Origin of the sequence: Streptomyces sp. NPDC090025 (assembly GCF_044748125.1) — a bacterium.
In the GTDB taxonomy this organism is placed as follows: domain Bacteria; phylum Actinomycetota; class Actinomycetes; order Streptomycetales; family Streptomycetaceae; genus Streptomyces.
The window spans coordinates 221,241-241,545 of sequence record NZ_JBIVFL010000001.1; the positions used below are offsets into that span (position 1 = coordinate 221,241).

The 20,305-nt window shown below is 72.6% G+C and carries 21 protein-coding genes; 10 read left to right on the forward strand and 11 right to left on the reverse strand.

Features of this window, described 5'->3' with window-relative positions; translation table 11 throughout:
* Nucleotides 1–69: 69 nt before the first annotated feature.
* The 4 genes from ACIPXM_RS01095 (at nucleotide 70) to ACIPXM_RS01110 (ending at nucleotide 4,663) form a co-directional block, all read left to right on the forward strand.
* The gene (locus ACIPXM_RS01095; RefSeq protein ID WP_401650382.1) at nucleotides 70–816 is read left to right on the forward strand and encodes an SDR family oxidoreductase; all 747 of its coding nucleotides are present in this window, start codon (nucleotides 70–72) and stop codon (nucleotides 814–816) included.
* Between the two features lie 166 nt (nucleotides 817–982).
* The gene (locus tag ACIPXM_RS01100; RefSeq protein ID WP_401650384.1) at nucleotides 983–2,548 is read left to right on the forward strand and encodes a class I tRNA ligase family protein; all 1,566 of its coding nucleotides are present in this window, start codon (nucleotides 983–985) and stop codon (nucleotides 2,546–2,548) included.
* A 233-nt stretch (nucleotides 2,549–2,781) separates the two neighbouring features.
* Entirely contained in the window at nucleotides 2,782–4,215 is a 1,434-nt protein-coding gene (mshA, locus tag ACIPXM_RS01105; protein WP_401652420.1) for a D-inositol-3-phosphate glycosyltransferase, read from the forward strand.
* Nucleotides 4,216–4,474: 259 nt separating this feature from the next.
* Complete coding sequence (locus ACIPXM_RS01110; RefSeq protein ID WP_401650387.1) at nucleotides 4,475–4,663, forward strand: hypothetical protein; 189 nt, start codon at nucleotides 4,475–4,477, stop codon at nucleotides 4,661–4,663.
* Nucleotides 4,664–4,806: 143 nt separating this feature from the next.
* On the opposite strand, the gene ACIPXM_RS01115 is transcribed toward ACIPXM_RS01110, so the two are convergent.
* The 7 genes from ACIPXM_RS01115 to ACIPXM_RS01145 form a co-directional block, all read right to left on the reverse strand.
* The gene (locus ACIPXM_RS01115; RefSeq protein ID WP_401650390.1) at nucleotides 4,807–5,895 is read right to left on the reverse strand and encodes a LuxR C-terminal-related transcriptional regulator; all 1,089 of its coding nucleotides are present in this window, start codon (nucleotides 5,893–5,895) and stop codon (nucleotides 4,807–4,809) included.
* 95 nt (nucleotides 5,896–5,990) lie between these two features.
* A complete protein-coding gene (locus ACIPXM_RS01120; RefSeq protein WP_401650393.1) occupies nucleotides 5,991–7,073 on the reverse strand; it encodes a LuxR C-terminal-related transcriptional regulator in 1,083 nt (360 codons plus the stop codon).
* A gap of 119 nt (nucleotides 7,074–7,192) precedes the next feature.
* Complete coding sequence (locus ACIPXM_RS01125) at nucleotides 7,193–7,627, reverse strand: Fur family transcriptional regulator (protein ID WP_401650396.1); 435 nt, start codon at nucleotides 7,625–7,627, stop codon at nucleotides 7,193–7,195.
* Between the two features lie 184 nt (nucleotides 7,628–7,811).
* Complete coding sequence (locus tag ACIPXM_RS01130) at nucleotides 7,812–8,783, reverse strand: SAM-dependent methyltransferase (protein ID WP_401650399.1); 972 nt, start codon at nucleotides 8,781–8,783, stop codon at nucleotides 7,812–7,814.
* A 259-nt stretch (nucleotides 8,784–9,042) separates the two neighbouring features.
* Nucleotides 9,043–9,525: a GNAT family N-acetyltransferase gene (locus ACIPXM_RS01135; RefSeq protein WP_401650402.1), complete on the reverse strand. Its 483-nt coding sequence runs from the start codon at nucleotides 9,523–9,525 to the stop codon at nucleotides 9,043–9,045.
* Nucleotides 9,526–9,630: 105 nt separating this feature from the next.
* Nucleotides 9,631–10,542 (reverse strand): M56 family metallopeptidase, encoded by a 912-nt coding sequence (locus tag ACIPXM_RS01140; RefSeq protein ID WP_401650405.1) that lies wholly within the window; start codon nucleotides 10,540–10,542, stop codon nucleotides 9,631–9,633.
* Nucleotides 10,539–10,991: a BlaI/MecI/CopY family transcriptional regulator gene (locus tag ACIPXM_RS01145; RefSeq protein WP_401650408.1), complete on the reverse strand. Its 453-nt coding sequence runs from the start codon at nucleotides 10,989–10,991 to the stop codon at nucleotides 10,539–10,541. The genes ACIPXM_RS01140 and ACIPXM_RS01145 overlap by 4 nt, the downstream gene beginning before the upstream one ends.
* Before the next feature lie 85 nt (nucleotides 10,992–11,076).
* On the opposite strand from ACIPXM_RS01145, the gene ACIPXM_RS01150 reads away from it, so the two are divergent.
* Nucleotides 11,077–11,244: a hypothetical protein gene (locus ACIPXM_RS01150; RefSeq protein WP_401650410.1), complete on the forward strand. Its 168-nt coding sequence runs from the start codon at nucleotides 11,077–11,079 to the stop codon at nucleotides 11,242–11,244.
* A gap of 157 nt (nucleotides 11,245–11,401) precedes the next feature.
* Here ACIPXM_RS01150 and ACIPXM_RS01155 read toward each other — a convergent pair whose 3' ends face one another.
* From ACIPXM_RS01155 to ACIPXM_RS01165, 3 genes are all read right to left on the reverse strand, one after another.
* Nucleotides 11,402–11,683, reverse strand: coding sequence for a metal-sensitive transcriptional regulator (locus tag ACIPXM_RS01155; protein ID WP_401650413.1), 282 nt, complete (start codon nucleotides 11,681–11,683; stop codon nucleotides 11,402–11,404).
* A gap of 52 nt (nucleotides 11,684–11,735) precedes the next feature.
* Nucleotides 11,736–14,018: a heavy metal translocating P-type ATPase gene (locus tag ACIPXM_RS01160; protein ID WP_401650416.1), complete on the reverse strand. Its 2,283-nt coding sequence runs from the start codon at nucleotides 14,016–14,018 to the stop codon at nucleotides 11,736–11,738.
* Nucleotides 14,019–14,272: 254 nt separating this feature from the next.
* Entirely contained in the window at nucleotides 14,273–14,563 is a 291-nt protein-coding gene (locus ACIPXM_RS01165) for a heavy-metal-associated domain-containing protein (protein WP_401650419.1), read from the reverse strand.
* A 166-nt stretch (nucleotides 14,564–14,729) separates the two neighbouring features.
* Between ACIPXM_RS01165 and ACIPXM_RS01170 the strand changes: the two genes are divergently transcribed.
* Both ACIPXM_RS01170 and ACIPXM_RS01175 read left to right on the forward strand, forming a co-directional pair.
* Entirely contained in the window at nucleotides 14,730–15,767 is a 1,038-nt protein-coding gene (locus tag ACIPXM_RS01170; protein WP_401650422.1) for a hypothetical protein, read from the forward strand.
* Between the two features lie 57 nt (nucleotides 15,768–15,824).
* Nucleotides 15,825–16,523, forward strand: a complete 699-nt coding sequence (locus ACIPXM_RS01175) for a copper homeostasis protein CutC (RefSeq protein WP_401650424.1) — start codon at nucleotides 15,825–15,827, stop codon at nucleotides 16,521–16,523.
* A gap of 257 nt (nucleotides 16,524–16,780) precedes the next feature.
* Here ACIPXM_RS01175 and ACIPXM_RS01180 read toward each other — a convergent pair whose 3' ends face one another.
* Nucleotides 16,781–17,509, reverse strand: coding sequence for a helix-turn-helix domain-containing protein (locus ACIPXM_RS01180; RefSeq protein ID WP_401650427.1), 729 nt, complete (start codon nucleotides 17,507–17,509; stop codon nucleotides 16,781–16,783).
* Between the two features lie 255 nt (nucleotides 17,510–17,764).
* Here ACIPXM_RS01180 and ACIPXM_RS01185 point away from each other — a divergent pair, with 255 nt between their 5' ends.
* From ACIPXM_RS01185 to ACIPXM_RS01195, 3 genes are read left to right on the forward strand one after another with little or no spacing between them, the layout of a single operon-like run.
* A complete protein-coding gene (locus tag ACIPXM_RS01185) occupies nucleotides 17,765–18,439 on the forward strand; it encodes a DUF4097 family beta strand repeat-containing protein (RefSeq protein WP_401650430.1) in 675 nt (224 codons plus the stop codon).
* A gap of 46 nt (nucleotides 18,440–18,485) precedes the next feature.
* Complete coding sequence (locus ACIPXM_RS01190; RefSeq protein WP_401650433.1) at nucleotides 18,486–19,493, forward strand: ATP-binding cassette domain-containing protein; 1,008 nt, start codon at nucleotides 18,486–18,488, stop codon at nucleotides 19,491–19,493.
* Nucleotides 19,490–20,281: an ABC transporter permease gene (locus ACIPXM_RS01195; protein WP_401650437.1), complete on the forward strand. Its 792-nt coding sequence runs from the start codon at nucleotides 19,490–19,492 to the stop codon at nucleotides 20,279–20,281. Before ACIPXM_RS01190 ends, ACIPXM_RS01195 begins: the two co-directional genes overlap by 4 nt.
* Nucleotides 20,282–20,305: the final 24 nt, after the last annotated feature.

The window sequence follows — 20,305 nt, forward strand, 5'->3', positions numbered from 1 at the left end:
GTATCCGTTTCGGTACCGGTATCCGCATGCGTATCCGTGGCCCGTAATCCGTGGGGAGAGCAGACGCACATGAAATTCGAGAATCTGCGTGTCGTCGTGACCGGGGCGTCCCGCTATTTCGGGGGCGCGCTCGCCGTCGGATTCGCGCATCTCGGCGCCGAGGTCTATGTGTCGGCCAGGACGGTGGAGGCCGCCGAGCGGACCCGCGCCGAAGTGCTCGGCTCGGCCCGTGACCGTATCCACGCGTTCGGCTGCGACCTGAGCCGGCCGGCCGAGATCCGGGAGTTCGCCGCCCGGGTCGGCGAGCGCACCGACCGGGTGGACCTGCTGGTCAACAACGGCGCCCGGTGGCTCGACGGGATGGACCTGGAGGCCGCGAGCGACGCGCAGATCGTGGAGACGATCGAGTCGACGGCGGGCGGCACGGTGCTGATGGTGAAGCACTTCCTGCCGCTGCTGCGCGGCTCGCTGCGGCCCGACATCGTCAACATGGTGGCCGTACGGGACGCCGAGGGCGCCTCCGCGGCGACCGCGGCCGTCGCGCACGAGGCGTTCTGGGCGGCGAAGAGCGCCCAGGCCGGTTTCGCCGACATCCTGTCCCGGCGGCTGCGGCCCTCCGGAGTGCGGGTGTTCTCGCTCTTCCCGCCGGACTTCTCCACCTCCGACCCGCGCTTCGCGGAATGGGACGGATCGAATCCGGACGGAATAGCCCCCGACGAGAAACTCACCACGCAGTCGCTCTTCGAATGCATCGTGTACGCGGTCGAGCAGCCCCGCGACTGCTTCATCCGCTCCTTCCACTTCGAGCCCCGGTAGCCAGACCCGGGCTCGGACATCCGGCGCACCCGGAACATCCGGCGTACCCGGAACATCCGGCGTACCCGGAACATCCGGCGTACTCGGACATCCGGCGTACCCGGAACACCCAGCGCACCCAGCGCACCGAGCACGACGAAACTCCCGTCAAGGAGGTTCAAGGCCCATGAGCACCCCCGTCTGGATCACCGCGACCCCTCCGGCCACCCACGGCGAACTCCACATCGGCCACCTGGCGGGACCGTACGTCGCCGCCGACGTCCTCACCCGCTTCCTGAGAGCCGAGGGCGAGCCGGTCCGCTTCACCACCGGCACCGCCGACCACGCCAGCTCCGTCGAGGTCCGGGCGAGACGGCTCGGCCGCAAGCCCGAGGAGGTCGCCGAGGGCTACCGCGCGGCGATCACCGCCGACTGGCTGCGCTCGGGCGTCGAGTTCGACCACATCGTCCGGCCGCGCCGGGACCGCGGCTACGCCCGCTGGGTGCAGGACCTGTTCAGCCGCCTGTACGCGCAGGGCGTCATCGCCCCGCGCACCCGGCTGCTGCCGTACTGCGAGCCGTGCGAGCGCTGGCTGTACGGGGCGCACGTCACCGGCAGCTGCCCGCATTGCGGGGCGGCCAGCGACGGCGGGATGTGCCACGAGTGCGCCCGGCCCAACGACGGCGGCGACCTGATCCAGCCGCGCTGCTCGCTGTGCGGCACCCCGGCGCTCGCCAAGCGCTGCCGCCGCCTGTACGTGCCCCTCGAGCCGTTCCGCGACCAGCTCGCCGACTACTGGGCGCTGGCCGGGCTGCCGCCGCGGCTCGCCGCGCTGTGCGAGTCGCTGGTGGAGGACGGCCTGCCGGACATCGCGGTCGGGCACCCGGCCGACTGGGGCCTTGACGTGCCCGTCGAGGGCTTCCCCGAGCACCGCATCGACGCCTGCTTCGAGGCGGCGGCGATGCATCTGTTCGGCTACGACACCAAGGGCCCGCTGCCCGCCCGCACGATCCACTTCTGCGGCTTCGGGCACGCCTTCTGCCACGCCGTGCTGCTGCCGGTGCTGCTGCTCGCGCAGGACGTGAAGCTGCCGCAGGAGTTCAACGTCAACGAGTCGTACGTGGTCGAGGAGGGCGTCCAGGAGGGCAACGTGTGGGCGCTCGACCTGCTCACCGAGTACGGCTCCGACACGCTGCGCCGCCATGTCCTGCAGACCCGGCCGACCGGGCGCAGGACGGTGCACCAGCGGGACCGGCTGGCCGCCGCCCGGCTCGAACTGGACGAGAGCTGGAACAGCTGGCTGGTCCGGGTGTTCGCGGCGGTCCGCGAGGAGTGCGCGGGGCGGGCGCCGCAGGCGCTGCCGGGCGGCACCGGCTGGGAGATCCTGGAGCGCAGGCTGCACCGGGGCGTGGACGACCTGCGGGAGGCGTACGGGCCCGACGCGTTCGACCCGCGGCGTGCGGTGGCCGTGCTCGACGAGATGGTCAGGTCGGTGGCCGACTTCGGCTACGTGAACGCGCACGAGCGGTGCCGTCCCACCACCTCGTGCCGCCATCTCCCGGCGTTGTCCGCGCAGTTGGCGGTGGCGTCGGCGCTGTCGGCGTGGGCGCGGCCGGCGATGCCGGAGGGCGCGGACCGGCTGGCGGCGGCGCTCCAGGTGACGCCGGGGCGACCGGTGGACTGGTCGGCGCTGATCGCCCCGCTGCCGGGGACGCGGCTGGCGCCGCCGTCCGGGCCGGTGTTCGGATTCTGACCCGTGCCGCCCCACTTCCCGACCCGTTCCCGGAGTTCCGCGGGCCCGCTCTTCTAAGGCCCTAAGAAGTCCCGTACTCGGACCGAAGTCCCGTACGCACAAACGAGCTCCCCCACTCGCACCCCCCGCCTTGCGGACCCACCCCTCCCCACCCCGCCGCGTGTCCGGCGCGCGCCTCGCGCGGGGGCACGCGGCTCACCCCACAGGAGCCTCACGTGTCCCTGCGCGTCGCCATGCTCAGCGTCCACACCTCCCCGCTCCATCAGCCGGGGACCGGGGACGCGGGCGGCATGAACGTCTACATGGTCGAACTCTCCCGGGCCCTGGCCGAACAGGGCGTCGCCGTCGACCTGTTCACCCGCTGCCGGGGCGAGGGGCAGCCCGGGACCGTCGACCTGGCGCCGGGGGTGCGGGTCCGGCACCTGTGGGCGGGGCCGCGCCGGGCGCTGCCCAAGGAGGCCATGCCGGGCCTCGTCCTGCCGTTCTCCCTGGCCCTGCTGAAGGAGGACCGGCGCTACGACCTGGTGCACTCGCACTACTGGCTGTCCGGGCAGGCCGGGCGGATCGCCGCCTTCGGCTGGGGGATACCGCTGGTGCACACCGCGCACACCCTCGCCCTGGTGAAGAACGCCCATCTGGCGGCCGGTGACACCCCCGAGCCCGAGCTGCGGATCCGTGGCGAGCGGCAGGTGGCGGGGGACGCCGACCGGCTGATCGCGAACACCGCGGACGAGGCGGCGGCGCTGCGGTCGCTGTACGGGGCGGAGCTGGGGCGGACGGAGGTCGTACGGCCCGGGGTGGACCTGCGGACCTTCGGCCCCGGCGGCCCCGGCGGTCCCGGCGGTCCCGGCGGGCCCGGTGGCCGGACCGGTCAGGCCGCGAAGGCGGCGGCGCGGGCCAGGCTCGGGCTGCCGGCGGACGCGTTCGTACCGCTGTACGCGGGCCGGATCCAGCCGTTGAAGGGGCCGGACGTGCTGGTGCGGGCGGTCGCCGAACTCCTGCGGATGGCACCGGAGTTGCGCCACCGGCTCGTCGTGCCGGTGGTCGGCGGGCATTCGGGGGCGACCGAGCAGGGCACGGTGTGGCGGCTCGCGGCGGAGCTGGGGGTGACGGACGTGCTGCGGCCGTGCCCGCCGGTGCCGCAGGACCGGCTCGCGGACCACTACCGGGCGGCGGACGTGCTGGTGGTGCCGTCGCGTTCGGAGTCCTTCGGTCTGGTGGCCCTGGAGGCGCAGGCGTGCGGGACGCCAGTGCTCGCGGCGGCGGTCGGCGGACTGCCGACGGCGGTGTGGGACGGGGTGACCGGCCTGCTCGTACCGGGGCACGAACCCGCCGAGTACGCACGGCGGTTGCTGTGGCTCGCGCGCAATCCGCGGGCGCTGGTCACGATGGGCGACGCGGCGGTGCGGCACGCCCGGGGGATGAGCTGGCGGGCGTCGGCCACGCGCACGATCGAGGTGTACGAGGACGCCGTGGCCCGACGGGACCGGCGGGGCCGGCCGGGCCTGTGCCGTACGGGCGCCGGGGCGGCGGACTCGGTGGCGGCGGACCCGGTGGTGGCGAACGCGGAGGTGCCCAACTCGGTGGTGGGGCAAGGGCGGCGGCACGCCCCTGCCCCGGCGGCCCCTCTCTCCTGGAGGAACGAGAAGGCCGTTGCACGAGTCTAGCACCTCTTTTGGTTCGACCAAAGGTTAGAAGCGCTCCGGATCAGCCAATTCCGTTGATTCGATGGCGCATTGCCGCGCATTGCCCTCGCCGGGCACCGGAAGATCCTTTTGCTGACGCACTCACGCCATGGCGGATCCACGCATGGAGATTCCCTGGATTCGCTTCGAACGGCCGGACAGAATAGAGATGTCTTCAGGGAGCGCCCGGCGGCACGGGCCCCCAGAAGGCGGAATTCACATTCCCACTCCTGGAGGAATCATGTCTGCTCGCGTGTCCACCCGGATCTCCACCACCGCCCGCCAGTTCACCCTCGCCCTGGTCGCCTGTCTGGCCGTCGCCGGCGGCGCCGCGCTCGCCGTGTCCGGCGACTCCGAGGGCTCCTCCGCCCCGCAGGTCCGGCTGGCGGACGACAACTGGCCGGTCCCGACGAAGGCCCCCGGTCACTGACCCGGTCACCCGGTCACTGCCCCGGCCACCGACCCGGTCACCGACCCGGAACAAGCGAAGCGAAAGGCCCCGTGATCGTCCTGCCACGATCACGGGGCCTTTCGCCTTTCCTGCCGCCCGCCGGGTTTTCCGTCAGGCGGAAATCAGTCGAGCCAGCCCATCCGCACCGCCCGCACCCCCGCCTCGAAACGACTTGTGGCGCCCAATTCCTGCATGAGTTCCGAGAGCATTCGGCTCACCGTGCGCAGCGACACCCCGAGATTGCGGGCGATCTTCTCGTCCTTCATTCCGGTCGCCAGCATCTGCAGGGCCGCCCGCTGCTGCTCGGACAGGCCGTCGCCGCCGCGCTCGGACGCGGCCCCCGTGCCGTACGGGACGGCCGTGTGCCAGCAGTGCTCGAAGAGGCCGAGGTACGAGCGGACCAGGGCGCGGCCGCGGGCCAGGATGGCGCCCTTGCGGGCGTCCTCCGGCCGGATCGGCAGCAGCGCGTACTGCTGGTCGATGATGATCATGTTGAGCGGCACGGACCCGGCGACCCGCACCTCCACCCCCAACTCGGAGCGGGCTTCGAGGAGTTCCGCGACATCGGGGCGGGTGGCGTGTTCGTGCGCGTAGATCGCCCGGACCCGGATGCCCTGCCCGAGCCGCCGCCGGTCGCGGTCGAGGGTCACCTCGTGCACCTCGCGGCTCGGCCCGCCCGGGTACATGGACGCCGAACTCTCCTGCATCACGTCGATGATGTCGTCCAGGGCCTGCTGGATCCGCCGGTAGTCGGTCAGCGCCTCCACCTCGACCTCGGAGCCGGTCAGGACGCTCGCCCGCAGATAGGTCGCCGCCAGCGTCTCCAGGGTGCCGTACGCCTGGTCCGCCTCCTCCAGGTGCTCGCGCAGCCGGGCCCGCTCGCGGTCCAGGAGCCGCAGCATCGCGATCTCCGGATCCACCGCGGCGACCGTGTCGGCGTCGGGCCGCCAGGAGGCGTCACGGACGTCGGAGATGGTGGCGTGGGTGCGCGTGGTCGGCACGACAAGGCCCAGCGCGATCAGTTCGGCCCGACATCGCTCGTGCTCCTCGGGCGAGAGGCCCAACGCCCCGGCGGCCTCGGGCAGGCTCGACACCCCGCGTCGGCGCAGTTCCTGGTAGAGCGCGACCAGTTGGGCGTTCCCGAAGGACGCTAAGCCGTCGTCGCCCCGCCCGTCCGCGCCGCTGTCCGTGCCACCGCCCGTCGTGATCACGCGAGTTCCCCCCATCTCCCGCCGACCGCGCGTGCTGCTCCCGCCGGTCCCGCCGGTCCGCTCGTCCCTGACCCGATCAGGCTACGTCGCCATGGCTACGACTCGTAGGACTCGCCGTCCAGGAGCCCGAGCCGCGCCGCCTTCACGCCCGCCTCGAAGCGGCTCGCGGCGCCGAGTTCCTGCATCACCTCGGAGATCAGCCGGCTGACCGTGCGCAGCGAGACGCCGAGGTTGCGGGCCACCTGCTCGTCCTTGATGCCGGACGCCAGCATCCGCAGCGCCGCGCGCTGCTGCTCGGTGACGCCGTCGCCGCCGTGCTCGGGGCGCTCCTCGTGGCCGTACGGGGTGGCCGCGTGCCAGCAGTACTCGTACAGGGCGCGGTAGGAACGCACCAGGCCGGAGCCGCGGGCGAGGATGGCGGCGGCGTCGGGGTCGCGCGAATCGCTGGGCAGGAGGGCGAAGTTGTCGTCGGCGAGAACCATGTTCATGGGCACGACGGGGGAGAGCCGCACCTCGACGCCGAGCGCGGTGCGCTCGGCGAGGTGCTGCACCATCTCGGGGACCTGGCCGACCCGGTGGCTGTACATGGCCTGCACGACCACGCCGCGGGCCACCCGCTCGCGGTCCCTGGCCAGTTCCTCGGGCATCTCCTCGCGCCGCACCGAACCGGTGAGCATCGAATGCACCGAGGACTTCACGGTGTGGGTGACCTCGGCCAGTTCCCGGCGGATCCGGGCCGGATCGTCGACGATCTCGACCTCGACCTCGGAGCCCGGCTCCATCCCGGCCCGCAGGAACGGACCGGCCAGGGTCTCCAGGGTGGCGTGCGCCCGGCTGGTCTCGGCCAACCGGCTTTCCAGGCGCTCGCGTTCGTGCTGGAGCAGCCGGAGCAGGGCCACGTCGGGGGCGATGACGGTGGGCGCGGGACCGGTGGGCGCGGGGCCGACGGGCACGGGGAGACGGTGGGCGGCGTCGTCGGTGTCCGGCATCGGCGGGCAGACCGTGTCGATCAGGCCGAGCGCGGCCAACTCCGCGCAGCAGCGCGCGCTTTCCTCGTCCGTCAGGTCGAGCCGTCGGGCGACCTGGTCGAAGGAGTCGCCGGGCGCGCCGCGGAGCTCCTGGTAGAGCGCGAGGGCCTGCTCGCTTCCCGTACGCGCTCCAGCGGCGTTCTTGGACACGGCGCAGCAGACTCCCCTCGGATCGCGCGGATCCTGTTGAAACGCCCCGCTAGACCCTGCCACAGAATCGAACGCGTCGCACGGTGTTCCCGCGGTTCCGGCGTGGCGGTTCCGCCGGTTCAGGCGGCTTCGGCGTGCCGCGCGCAGTCGGGGCAGAGGCCCTTGAAGACCACTTCGGCGTCGTCGACCCGCCACTCGGGCAGGCTGCCGGCGGGCGGTGCGGGGGCGGCGGTGGCCGCCACGTTCTCCACCCGGCCGCAGCGCACGCACAGGGCGTGCTGGTGGGCGGGGCCCGCGACCTCGAAGACGGCCGGGAGGCCCGGCCGGTCGAACTTGCTGACCAGGCCGGTCTCCTGGAAATGCCGCAGCATCTCGTAGACGGCCTGGCTGGTGAGGGTGCCGAGGCGCTCGCGCGCGGTCGCGGTGATGGCCTCGACGTCGAGGTGGCCGCCGGCGGCGAGCACGGTGAGCACTTCGAGGCGCGGCCCGGTGACCCGCAGGCCGACGTCACGCAGGCGCTGGATCACCGCCTCGCGGCCCGTCAGCTCTTCCACGACTGCCATCTTCTCCGCCCGCCACGCGCTACCCGGTCGGCCGTCCGGCCATCTGGTCGGCCCAAACTTTTGTGGGCATCGTACCTCTTGGCCGACCCGGTCGTCAGGACGCTCTTCGGTCACATGTCCGCACGGCCGGGCCGCCGGGCCCCTGGTCTTGCGGGCCCTTCGGGGGTCCGGCCGCTCAGTCGTCCGTACGGCACACGAGGAGCACGCTCTCCGTCCGGTCGTCGATCCGGTGCCGCCGCCTGCCCTCGATGTGCAGACCGGCCGAGTGCAGCTCCGCCGCCAGATGGTCGCCGTCGACGATCCACTTGTCGGTGCTGAGCACCACCCGCTCGGTCGACAGCTTCCCGGTCCGCGCCGCGTAGTACGTGATCCGCTCGCTCATCGTGCGCATGTCGAAGTTCTGCCGGGCCACCACCCACTCGTCGACGCCGTCGAACCGCGGCACCTGGAACGCCCAGGTCCGCTGCGGCTCGGCGATCAGGCCGGGCACCAGGTGCGCCGTGTAGTCGAGGGCGAGCGCGCCGCCCGCGCCGAGGTGCGAGGCGATCTCGCGGAGCAGCCCGGGCCTGGCGTCGGGCGGTACGGCGGAGACCATCGCGCCCGCGAGCAGGGCGAGCCGGTAGTCGCCGTGAAGGCGCAGCTCGGTGAGGTCGGCCCTGGTGGTCACGACAAGGCCGGCGACCTGCGGTCCGATCCGCCGGGCCCAGGTCTCGAGGCGCTCCAGGGCGGGGCCGTCCCGGTCCACGGCCTCCACGGCGAAGCCGTGCCGGGCGAAGGGGACGGCGAGCCGCCCGGCGCCCGAGCCGAGATCGAGGACGGGGCCGCCGGTGGACCGGGCGAGACCCAGGTACCGGACGATGTCGGCGCTGTGCGGGCCGAGGAGCGCGTCGTGCAGCCAGACCGCGTCGGGGTCGGTGGCCGCGACCGTCTCCAGGCCGGGCAGCGTGTCCGGCCGCAGCCGGATCCCGGCGCCGGGCGCGGGCGCGCCGTGCGCGTCGGCGCCGTGGTGCGGAGCGTGGCCGTGGTGGTGGCCGTGGCCGGGGCCGTGATGGGGGTGGTGCGGGTCGTGCGGGTCGTATCGGCACGGCAGGACCGGGGCGAGCGCTGCGGGCACGACGGGCAGGGATGTGCCGCTCGGTGTGTGCATCGCTCCTCCAGGGGCTCGCTCGGTCCGTGCCGTCCGGGCGGGGACCCCGTGCCGCCGGGGCCGCGCCGCTGTGCTCCATCCTGACCTGCGGTGGAGGGCGGTTCCAGCGGATCCGGGGGCGTGAACACGCGATGGCGTGAGTCCGCCAGGGCGGACGAGGGCGAGAGCCGAGGGACCGGCGAGGGACCGGCGAGGGAGGGAGTCGCGGGGCGGGGAGCCGATCGACGAGGCGGCGAACGGACGGGTCAGAGCGGGCGGGTCAGAGCGGGCGGCCCCGACGGTTCGCGCCGTCCAGCGGCACGAAGCCCGCACGCGCGTAGAACGGAAGCGAAGGATCGTCCTCGGCGGGCAGCGTGACCCGCTGCTCGGTCGCGCCGAAGGCCCGCATCCGCTCCGTGGCGGCGGCGAGCAGCGCCGTACCGGTGCCGGTCCTGCGGGCTCCGGCGGCCACGGCCAGCGCGTACAACTCGCCCTCGCCCGGCACCGGAACACCCCCGGCCACGGCGCCGATCAGGGTGCCGTCGGGGGCGGTGGCGACCAGCCAGCCGAGCCAGCCGGGGGCTCCGCCGGGAATTTCAATTTCCGCGCGGATACGGGGGAGTGAGCATTGGGCGGAGACAAGGCGGCGCGTGGGGATTTCGCCGAGTATTTCGGCGTAGCTGCCCCGAATGGCCTCCGCAAGCAGCCTGGATATCGTCGCCGCGTCGGCAGCAGCCGCCGCCCGCACGTCCGCCAGCTGCATTGGTTCGTACCCTTCGACGTGCCCAGCCGAACGCCAACATACCCACAATAGCCGGGAATTCAGGCGGTGTGTGACCGTTGTGAAATCTACGAATTCTCTTAGTAATTAATTCGGGAAGGAGCAGCAGGCGATGATCAGCGGGGCGGCGGCGAGGCCGGCCGCGGCGACGGTGAGCAGTCCCCACAGCACCGGGTGGCCCGCGCTGTGCGGGGCGAGGATGCGGCGCATCCGCAGCGCGGCCGAGGGCCCGCCCGCCGCGAACGCCTCGCGGGGCGCCCGGCCGGAGGCCAGCGCGTAGAGCGCGGTCGCGAGCGCGTCGCGCGAGCAGCGGCGCAACGCCCGGTCGTCGGCGGCCATTTCGAGCAGCAGGGGTACGGCGCTGCCGCCGTGCCGGGCGAGCGGGAGGTACGGGAACACCGCGGCGAACGACTCGGCGGCGGCGACCAGCAGGTGGTGGCGGCCGGAGATGTGGGCGCGTTCGTGCGCGAGCGCGGCGTCGAGCTGGGGCGTGGTGAGGGTGGTGAGCGCGCCGGAGGAGACGACGACCCGGCGGGAGCGGCCCGGCAGGCAGTAGACGGCGGGCCGTGCGTGGTCGAGGACGGTGGCGCCGAGCCCGGCGTCGTACCGGCCGACCAGGCGGAGCGTCTCCGCGTGCCGGGTGCGTCGGCGACGGGCCCGCAGCAGCGCCCGGGCGAATCCGGCGACGGGCACGGCGAGCACGGCGGCGGCCACCCCGAGCGCCAGGTATTCGCGCGGGCTCAGTTCCAACAGGCGGTGGGCGGGCGGGAATTCGAGGGTGAAGAGCGCGTCGCTGAACCGGTGGCCGGTGGGGCTGGGGAGCAGCAGCTGGGCCGGGAGCAGGGCTCCGGCGCCCGCGAAGACGGCGCCGCTGGCCACCCACACGGCGAGCGCGAGCCGGGGCACCTGCTGCGCCCAGCGGGCCCGGACGAGCAGCCAGGGGAGCAGGAAGCCGGTGCAGAGGACGAGGCCGAGGGGCGGCAGGGTGTGGTGGTTCACCGTGGGTCGCCGCCTTCGTCGTGTCCGGGACTGGGGAGGGTGGGGCCGATGTCGTGGTCCGGGTACGGGTACGGGTCCTGGTCCGGGTGCGGGGGGCGGCGGGCGGTGCGCAGGGCCGCGTCCAGGGCGGCCATGTCCTCGTCGGAGATGGTCTCGACGAAGCGCAGCAGCGCGGCGGGCCGGTCCTGGCTGTCGCCGAGGGCGTCCTGCATGAGGCCCGCGGTGTACTCCTCGCGGCTGCGGACCGGGTCGTACAGCCAGGCGCGGCCGGATTTCTCGCGGCGCAGCCAGCCCTTGCGGTGGAGGATGTCGGCGACGGTCATCACCGTCGTGTAGGCGACCCGGCGCCCCAGATTGATGTCGTCCACGATCTCGCGGACGGTCGCGGGCCGTTGCCAGGCCCACAGTCGGTCCATGATCTCGGCCTCCAGCTCTCCCAGCCGGCGCACGTGCATCCCCTCCCCGCTCACGGGCGGCTCATCGTACGGGCCGCGCCACCCGCCGAGATATACCCCCCAGGGGTACGATGGCGGGATGACGACCCTGACGGCGACCCCGATGAAGAGCCGCTCCTGCGCGCAGGTCTGCGTCCCCGGTCTCCCGGGTGCGGCGGAACTGGTGTTCCTCGGCAGGGTGCTTGGCCTGTGCCTTCGGCTGAGCGTCCGGCTGACCGCCGACTGCCCCGCGCGCGGGGGCGGCTGACACTTTTCCCTTGTCACACGCGAAGTGCGTCAGGTCGGTTCGGTACGGACTTCCCGTCCGTTCCGAACCGACCTGACGCGCGTGGTGCCTGTCGTGCCTGTCGTGCCTGTCGTGCCGTGCTGCGGTGCTGCGGTGCTGAGGGTGTCGGCCAGGCCGTCTAGGTGCGGATCAGGCGGGCGATCGCCTTCGACGCCTCGCCCACCTTCACCTTGGCCTGGTCCCCGCCCGCCTCGATGGCCTCGGTGACGCAGCAGCTGAGGTGCTCGTCGAGGAGGGCCACCGCGCAGGACTGGAGCGCCGCGTTGATCGCGGAGACCTGGGTCAGCACGTCGATGCAGTAGGTGTCCTCGTCGACCATCCGCTGCACCCCCCTGACCTGCCCCTCGATCCGTCGCAAGCGTCTGATGATGTCTTCCTTGTGCTGTACGTAACCGGCCACGGCGGCCTCCCGTCACATCACGCGCCGACGCTCACGCTGTCGTGGTCGGCATTCACTTGTCGGCGGCTTGGAAGCCCCGCAGGCGGAGGCTGTTGCCGACCACGAAGACCGAGGAGAAGGCCATCGCGGCACCGGCGATCATCGGGTTGAGCAGACCGGCCGCGGCGAGCGGCAGGGCGGCCACGTTGTAGGCGAAGGCCCAGAACAGGTTGGAGCGGATGGTGCCGAGGGTCTTGCGGGAGAGCCGGATGGCGTCCGCCGCGGCCCGCAGGTCACCTCGTACGAGAGTGAGGTCACCGGCCTCGATGGCGGCGTCGGTGCCGGTGCCCATCGCGAGCCCCAGATCGGCCTGGGCGAGCGCGGCGGCGTCGTTGACGCCGTCGCCGACCATGGCGACCGAACGGCCCTCCGCCTGGAGGCGCTTGACCACGTCGACCTTGTCCTGCGGCATGACCTCGGCGAACACCTCGCCGATCCCGACCTCGGCGGCGACGGACTCCGCGACCGCCTTGTTGTCGCCGGTCAGCAGGATCGGGGTGAGACCGAGCGCCTTCAGCCTGCGGATGGCCTCCGGGCTGGTCTCCTTGATCGCGTCGGCGACCTCGAGGACCGCGCGGGCCTCGCCGTCCCAGGCGACCGCGATGGCGGTACGGCCGGACCGCTCGGCGGCGTCCTTCGCGGCCTTCAGGGACGGAGTGAGCTCCATCGCCCACTCCTGGAGCAGCTTCTCCCGGCCGACCAGGACCGCGTGGCCCTCGACGACGCCCTGGACGCCGAGACCGGGGATGTTCGCGAAGTCCTCGGGAGTGGGCAGGGTGCCGACGCGGGCGGCGGCGCCGGTGGCGACGGCCTGGGCGATCGGGTGCTCGGAGGAGTGCTCCAGGGCGCCCGCGAGCCGCAGCACGTCCTTCTCCTCCGTACCGGCGGCGGTGTGCACCTTCAGGAGGGTCATCCGGCCGGTGGTGACGGTGCCGGTCTTGTCCAGGACGATCGTGTCGACCTTGCGGGTGGTCTCCAGGACCTCGGGGCCCTTGATCAGGATGCCGAGCTGGGCGCCGCGCCCGGTGCCGACCATGAGGGCGGTCGGGGTGGCGAGGCCCAGGGCGCAGGGGCAGGCGATGATCAGGACGGCGACGGCGGCGGTGAAGGCGGCGGTCAGACCCTGACCGGTGCCCAGCCAGAAGCCGAGGGTGCCGAGCGACAGCGCGATGACGATCGGGACGAAGACGGCGGAGATCTTGTCTGCGAGGCGCTGGGCGGCGGCCTTGCCGTTCTGCGCGTCCTCGACGAGCTTCGCCATCCGGGCCAGCTGGGTGTCGGAGCCGACCCGGGTCGCCTCGACGACAAGCCGGCCGCCCGCGTTCAGGGTGGCGCCGGTGACCGCGTCGCCGACCGAGACCTCGACCGGCACGGACTCGCCGGTCAGCATGGAGGCGTCGACCGCCGACGAACCCTCGACGACCGTGCCGTCGGTGGCGATCTTCTCACCGGGGCGGACCAGGAAGCGGTCCCCGACCTGGAGTTCGGCGGTCGGTACGGTGACCTCGCGGCCGTCCCGCAGGACCGTGACCTCCTTCGCGCCCAGCTGCATCAGCGCCTTCAGCGCCGCGCCCGCCTTGCGCTTCGAACGGGCCTCGAAGTAACGCCCGGCCAGGATGAAGGCGGTGACACCGGCCGCCGCCTCCAGATAGATGTTCCCGGCGCCGTCGGTGCGCGCGATGGTGAACTCGAACGGGTGGGTCATGCCGGGCGTGCCGGCGGTCCCGAAGAACAGCGCCCACAGCGACCACAGGAACGCGGCGATGGTGCCGACCGAGATCAGCGTGTCCATCGTGGCGGCGCCGTGCTTGGCGTTGGTCCAGGCGGCCTTGTGGAACGGCCAGGCGGCGTACGTGACGACCGGCGCGGCGAGCGTCAGGCTCAGCCACTGCCAGTAGTCGATCTGCAGGGCGGGGACCATCGCCATCGCGATGACCGGTACGGCGAGCGCGACGGCCGTGATCAACCGCTGCTTCAGCGGCCGGAGTTCGGCATCGGCCAGCTCGTCGTCGGTGGGCCCGTCCGCCGCGCCGCCGGCACCGGCACCGCCACCGGCCGGGCGCTCGGGCTCCGGCTCCTTGGCGGTGTAGCCGGTGGCCTCGACCGTGGCGATGAGGTCGGTGACCGGGATGTCGGCGGCGAAGGTGACCTTCGCCTTCTCGGTCGCGTAGTTGACGGTGGCCTCGACCCCGTCCATGCGGTTGAGCTTCTTCTCGATCCGGGCCGCGCACGAGGCGCAGGTCATGCCGCCGATGGCAAGCTCGACCTGGGCGGTGCCCGGAGTGGTCGTCGTCATGAAACTGCTCCTCTTTTCTTGGTGGCTCGGTTCGCCTCCGGACGCCTCAGCGGGTGTCGACGGTCGACCGTGCTCGGCCCCTCGTTCCTCGGGACCTCCGCGCGCTCTCCACTTTCGACACCCACGGCGTCCTTCGGCTCACTCGCCCGTAAGGGCGGAGCCGCACCAGCAGGCGTCCCCGGGGCTCGGCCCGCACCCTCAGGGCCGGCCCGCACCAGCGGGCGCCCCGGGGGCTCGGGCGCGGCCGGGACCGATCAGGCGCGGCCGGTCAGCTCGTAGCCGGCGTCGTCGACCGCCGCGGCGATCCGGGTGTCGTCGGGCTCGCCGCCGGTGACGACGGTGACCTTGCCCGCGTCGACGTCGACGTCGACGGAGATGACGCCGTCGAGCGCGCTCACGGAGTTGGTGATGGCGGTACGGCAGTGGCCGCAGGTCATGCCGGAGACGGCGTAGACCGTGGTGGTGGTGTCGGCGATGGCGACCGTGGTGGTCGCGGTGTCGGCGCCGGTCGAGCAGCTGTTGTCGGGGGTGCAGCAGGAACCCATGTCGTCCTCCGTCGTTTCGGATCATTAATACCCTCGGGGGGTATCGCTTCTGTTCCATGTATACCCCCAGCAGGTATCCCGCGCAAGCGCCGATCCGGCTTGACTTGATACCCCCTAGGGGTATGGTGAAGTGCAAGGACCACCCCTCGTACGGGAGAGAGCAGCCATGAACACCGGAGTGAAGATCACTGCCTTTGCCGCCGCGCTCGCCGCGACCTTCGGGACCGCGTACGGGGTCGGCAAGGGAATCGGCCCCGTGGGGGAGCCGACGAAGGCGGAGCACGGCGGACACGCGCAGGCCGGCGCGGGTACGGGCTCGGGATCGGGTGCGGCCTCGGGCTCGGCGGAGAAGGGGGACGGGCACGGCGGGCACGACGCCCAGGCGGCTTCGGCGGCCGCGCCCGGCGGGCTCCAGGTGTCGGAAGGCGGCTACACGCTCGCCCTGGACACGGCGACGCCGCCGGCCGGCCGCAGCACCCTGAAGTTCTCGATCAAGGACGCGGCGGGGAAGAAGGTCACCGCCTTCACCACCGAACATGACAAGGAACTGCACTTCATCGTCGCCTCGCGCGACCTCACCGTCTTCCGCCACCTGCACCCCGTGAAGGGCGCGGACGGCACCTGGACGGTGGACGCGGATCTGCCCGCGCCGGGCGGCTACAAGGCGTTCGCCGACTTCAAGCCCGCCGGGAAGGACGCCAAGGGCGTGACGCTCGGCGTCGACCTGTCGGTGCCGGGCGGGTTCGCGCCGAAGCCGCTCCCGCCGGTGGCGCCGGTCGCCGACGTGGACGGCTACCAGGTGCGGCTCGGCGGCACCCTGGACCCGGGCAAGGCGGGCGAGCTGCGGCTCACCGTCAGCAAGGGCGGCAAGCCGGTGACGGACCTGGAGCCGTACCTCGGGGCGTACGGGCACCTGGTCGCGCTGCGCGCCGGTGACCTGGCCTATCTCCACGTGCACCCGAACGAGGGCGGTCCCGGCCCGGACGTGTCGTTCACGGCGACCGCGCCCAGCTCGGGGACGTACCGTCTGTTCCTGGACTTCCAGCGCGAGGGGAAGGTCCGGACGGCGGCGTTCACGGTACGGGCGGGGGCCGCGACCGGGGCGACGACCGGGTCGGCGACCGGCGGCGGAGCGGCCCCGTCCGCTTCATCGGTGCCGACCGATGCGGCGTCGCACGATGCGGGCGGGCACGCGCACGGCTAGTCTGGACATTGGACTAGACCTGTCCGCGTCATCGCGACCCGTGGAGGATTGGGCTCAATGAGCAACCGTGCAGTGCTGGAGGTGATCGCCCTCGATGAGGAGGACGCGGTCGCTGCCCAGGCCGGTGGGGCGGACCGCCTCGAGCTGGTCACCGACATGGCGGCGGACGGACTGACGCCCGCCACGACCGGCTTCGCGGCGATCCGCGCCGCGGTGGACATCCCGCTGCGCGTGATGCTCAGGCTGACGGACGGCTTCGCCGCCGGGGACGCGGAGCAGGTGGACGAGCTGGTCCGGCGCACGGCGCAGCTGCGCGAGGCGGGGGCGGACGAGTTCGTGCTCGGCTTCCTGACGCCGGACGGGGACGCGGACCTGGTGGCGGTGGAGCGGCTGGTCGCCGTGCTCGACGGCTGCCGCTGGACCTTCCACCGGGCGATCGACCGGGCTGCGGACCGGGACGCGCTGCGCAAGCAGCTCGCGGACCTGCCCGGGCTCGACACGTACCTCACGGCGGGCGCGGCGACGGGCGTCGACGACGGCCTGCCGACGCTCCTCGCGGAGGCGGCGCGGGCGGGCGAGCCGGGCTACGAGCCCCAGATCCTGGTCGGCGGCGGCCTCCGCCTCGACCACCTCCCCACCCTCCGGGCGGCGGGCCTGACCGCCTTCCACATCGGCGGCGCGGCCCGCCCCCAGGGCTGGACGGCCCCGGTGTCGGCGGAGGCGGTACGGGTGTGGCGCGAGGCGGTCGACGCGTAGCGCGTGGCGCGTAGCGCTTGGCGCGGGGTGGCCCCGGTTGCCTGAGCGTTGCTCGCGGGCTTCTGGCCCCGCCCCACCCAGGCCCGCGCGAGCGGACTGTGGATCGGGAGCGGGGGACGTGCAGGGGGGTGGGGCCGGGACGTGAAGCGTGATTTGTGGTGCGGGAACAAGGGCCCGAACTCATCAGGACCAGGCCCCGCGCCGTAAATCATGCAGTCCCGGACCCACCCCCCGGAACGGCCCCCGCGCCGCACCGCTCAGCTCTCGTCGTCCTCCACCGGCTTCGTGTACAGCACCTCCCGCGCCTGCTCCGCCGCCCTCGTGATGCTCTCCCCGATGAAGTCCACGAACCGCGCGATGTTCTCGAGGCGCACCGCCGCCGGTGTCCCCGACCCCAGCACCGCGACCCCCTGTCGCGCCGCCTCCCCCAGGTCGAAACTCGCCTTCGCCGCCGCCATCGTCGAGTCGTACCAGACGTTGTCGTCGGCGATGTAGCGCTCCCTGCGGCCCTCCGCCCGCTCGCGCGCGATCAGCCCCTGGTTCTCCAGGAACGCGACCGCCTTGGAGATGGAAGCCGGGCTGACCTGGAGCCGCTGGGAGAGTTCCGCCGCCGTGAGGCTGCCCTCGTCCGTCGTGTAGAGGCAGGTCAGGACCCGCGACATCATCTTCGGCAGGCCCTGCGCCATCAGCAGGGTCGTGAACATCTCCTCGTACTCGTGCACCGCCGCCGCGTCCCTGCCGTGCGCCATCGGGACCGTCTCCGTGCCGCGCGGCACGGCCGGGCGGCGCCGGTGGGTGCGGCGTTCGGTGGCGCGGTGGGCGAGGTCCGCGCGGTAGCCCGCCGGGCCGCCGTTGCGCATGACCTCGCGGGTGACGGTCGACGTCGGCCGGTCGAGCCTGCGGGCGATCTCCGCGTAGGCGAGGCCGTCGGCCAGTCCCAGCGCGATCTGCTGGCGTTCCTGCTGGGTGAGTCTGCCTCCGGGCACTGCCTGCTCCCTTCGCTGCGTGTGTGGCTCCGACTATAGCGTTCACTCCTCACCCATTGCAACGCAACGTCTGTCTGACGTTGCGTTGCCTTGTCGCCCGTTGCAACGATTTCTTACCGCTGACCTGCAATGACGCACCTCTTTCGCAACGAACCTGTTGCCACTCCTGCGAATGCAACGTAGCGTTTCCATTGTCAGAAACGAGGGCGGCCAACCGGTCGACCGCGACGAAGCAAAGGAAACAAGGAGCCCGTCATGAACAAGTTCCAGACCTCCGCCCCGGTCACCGCGATCATCGACATCCCCGCCGGCCGCATCGAGCTCGTCGCCGTCGACGGCCTCTCCGCCGCCACCGTCGACGTCCGCCCCGCCGACGCCGACAAGTCCCGCGACGTGACCGAGGCCGAGCGGATCCGGATCGGCTTCGCCGACGGGGTCCTGCGGATCGAGTCGCCCGAGGCCGAGAGCAAGGTCTTCGGCAAGTTCGGCTCGCTCGACGTCACCGTCCAGCTCCCCGCCGGATCCCGGGTCCAGGCCAAGGCCGCCGCCGCCGACCTGGTCGGCACCGGCCGGCTCGGCGACATCGACTTCGAGGCCGCCCAGGGCGACGTCACGCTCGACGCGACCGGCGCCGCCCGGCTCGTCGTCCAGGCGGGCGACCTCACCGTCGGCCGGCTCGGCGGCGCCGCCGAACTCCGCACCCAGAAGGGCAGCCTGCGCGTCGCCGAGGCCGTCACCGGCGCCGTCCTCCTGGAGACCATGCAGGGCGACATCAGCATCGGCGCCGCCCCCGGCGTCTCCGCCACCCTCGACGCGGGCACCGCCCAGGGCCGGATCAGCAACTCCCTGCGCAACAGCGACGGCGCCGCCGCCGCGCTGAACATCCGCGCCACCACCATGCAGGGCGACATCGCCGCCCACAGCAACTGACCCCGCCCCCGGACCACCCCACCCGCCCCGAAGGAGCCCGTCGATCATGACCGAACTGGCCATCTCCGCCACCGGACTTCGCAAGTCCTACGGCGACAAGAACGTCCTCGACGGCGTCGACATCGCCGTCCCGCAGGGCACGATCTTCTCCCTGCTCGGGCCGAACGGCGCGGGCAAGACCACCGCCGTCAAGATCCTCTCCACCCTCATCTCCGCCGACCCGGACAGCGGTCCGGTCCGGGTCGGCGGGCACGACCTCGGCACCGCCGCCCAGGCGGTCCGCGCGTCGATCGGTGTCACCGGCCAGTTCTCCGCCGTCGACGGCCTGATCACCGGCGAGGAGAACATGCTCCTGATGGCCGACCTGCACCACCTCCCGAAGGCCGAGGGGCGCCGGGTCACCGCCGAACTCCTCGCCCGCTTCGACCTCACCGAGGCCGCCAAGAAGCCCGCGTCCACCTACTCCGGCGGCATGAAGCGCCGCCTCGACATCGCCATGACCCTGGTCGGCGACCCGCGGATCATCTTCCTCGACGAGCCGACCACCGGACTCGACCCGCGCTCCCGCCACAACATGTGGCAGATCATCCGCGAGCTCGTCGCCGACGGCGTCACCGTCTTCCTCACCACCCAGTACCTGGAGGAGGCCGACGAACTCGCCGACCGGATCGCGGTCCTGCACGACGGAAAGATCGCCGCCGAAGGCACCGCCGAGGAGCTGAAGCGGCTCGTCGCCGGCGGCCACGTGAAGCTCCGCTTCACCGACCCCACCGCCTACCAGCGGGCCGCCGCCGCACTCGCCGAGGCCGCCCGCGACGACGAGTCGCTGTCCCTCCAGCTCCCCAGCGACGGCAGCCAGCGCGAACTCCGCGCCATCCTCGACCGGTTGGACACCGCCGCCATCGAGGCCGACGAACTCACCGTCCACACCCCCGACCTCGACGACGTCTTCTTCGCCCTCACCGGCGGCCTCGCCACCGTCCCCCCGCAGAACCCCACCGCACCCGCCGCCGACGTCACCGCCGCCAACTCGCCCAAGGAGAACGTCCGATGAGCAGCCTCTCCCTCGCCGCCCGCGACTCCGCGACCATGCTGCGCCGCAACCTGCTGCACGCCCGGCGCTACCCCTCGCTCACCCTGAACCTGCTGCTCACGCCGATCATGCTGCTCCTGCTGTTCGTGTACGTCTTCGGCGACACCATGAGCGCGGGCATCAACGGCGGCGTGGCCGACCGCTCCGTCTACATCGCCTACATCGTCCCCGGTCTGCTCCTGATGACCGTCGGCAGCACGGTCATCGGCACCGCCGTCTCGGTCGCCAACGACATGAACGAGGGGATCATCGCCCGCTTCCGCACCATGGCCATCCACCGGCCGTCGGTCCTCGTCGGCCATGTGGTCGGCAGCGTGTTCCAGTCGGTCGCCAGTGTCGTCCTGGTCGGCGCGGTCGGCGTCGCCATCGGCTTCCGCTCCACGGACGCCACCGTGCTCGAATGGCTCGCGGCCTTCGGTCTGCTCGTCCTCTTCACCCTGGCGCTGACCTGGATCGCCGTCGGGATGGGCCTGGTCAGCCCGAACGCCGAGGCCGCCAGCAACAACGCGACCCCGCTGATCCTGCTCCCGCTGCTGTCCAGCGCCTTCGTCCCGCTGAACGCGATGCCCGGCTGGTTCCAGCCGATCGCCCAGTACCAGCCCTTCACCCCGGCCATCGAGACCCTGCGCGGTCTGCTGCTCGGCTCGGAGATCGGTGACAACGGCTGGATCGCGGTCGCCTGGTGCGTCGGTCTGGTGGTCCTCGGATACTTCTGGGCCACCTCGAAGTTCAACCAGGACCAGAAGTAGTCGTCGTGACGGCGGGCACCACCC

Excerpts from the sequence above, each read along its gene's own strand:
- ACIPXM_RS01095 (WP_401650382.1), top strand. The coding sequence starts at position 70 with ATGAAATTCGAGAATCTGCGTGTCGTCGTGACCGGGGCGTCCCGCTAT.
- ACIPXM_RS01100 (WP_401650384.1), top strand. The coding sequence starts at position 983 with ATGAGCACCCCCGTCTGGATCACCGCGACCCCTCCGGCCACCCACGGC.
- mshA (WP_401652420.1), top strand. The coding sequence starts at position 2,782 with ATGCTCAGCGTCCACACCTCCCCGCTCCATCAGCCGGGGACCGGGGAC.
- ACIPXM_RS01110 (WP_401650387.1), top strand. The coding sequence starts at position 4,475 with ATGTCTGCTCGCGTGTCCACCCGGATCTCCACCACCGCCCGCCAGTTC.
- ACIPXM_RS01130 (WP_401650399.1), bottom strand. The coding sequence starts at position 8,783 with ATGCACACACCGAGCGGCACATCCCTGCCCGTCGTGCCCGCAGCGCTC.
- ACIPXM_RS01135 (WP_401650402.1), bottom strand. The coding sequence starts at position 9,525 with ATGCAGCTGGCGGACGTGCGGGCGGCGGCTGCTGCCGACGCGGCGACG.
- ACIPXM_RS01150 (WP_401650410.1), top strand. The coding sequence starts at position 11,077 with ATGACGACCCTGACGGCGACCCCGATGAAGAGCCGCTCCTGCGCGCAG.
- ACIPXM_RS01160 (WP_401650416.1), bottom strand. The coding sequence starts at position 14,018 with ATGACGACGACCACTCCGGGCACCGCCCAGGTCGAGCTTGCCATCGGC.
- ACIPXM_RS01165 (WP_401650419.1), bottom strand. The coding sequence starts at position 14,563 with ATGGGTTCCTGCTGCACCCCCGACAACAGCTGCTCGACCGGCGCCGAC.
- ACIPXM_RS01170 (WP_401650422.1), top strand. The coding sequence starts at position 14,730 with ATGAACACCGGAGTGAAGATCACTGCCTTTGCCGCCGCGCTCGCCGCG.
- ACIPXM_RS01175 (WP_401650424.1), top strand. The coding sequence starts at position 15,825 with ATGAGCAACCGTGCAGTGCTGGAGGTGATCGCCCTCGATGAGGAGGAC.
- ACIPXM_RS01185 (WP_401650430.1), top strand. The coding sequence starts at position 17,765 with ATGAACAAGTTCCAGACCTCCGCCCCGGTCACCGCGATCATCGACATC.
- ACIPXM_RS01190 (WP_401650433.1), top strand. The coding sequence starts at position 18,486 with ATGACCGAACTGGCCATCTCCGCCACCGGACTTCGCAAGTCCTACGGC.
- ACIPXM_RS01195 (WP_401650437.1), top strand. The coding sequence starts at position 19,490 with ATGAGCAGCCTCTCCCTCGCCGCCCGCGACTCCGCGACCATGCTGCGC.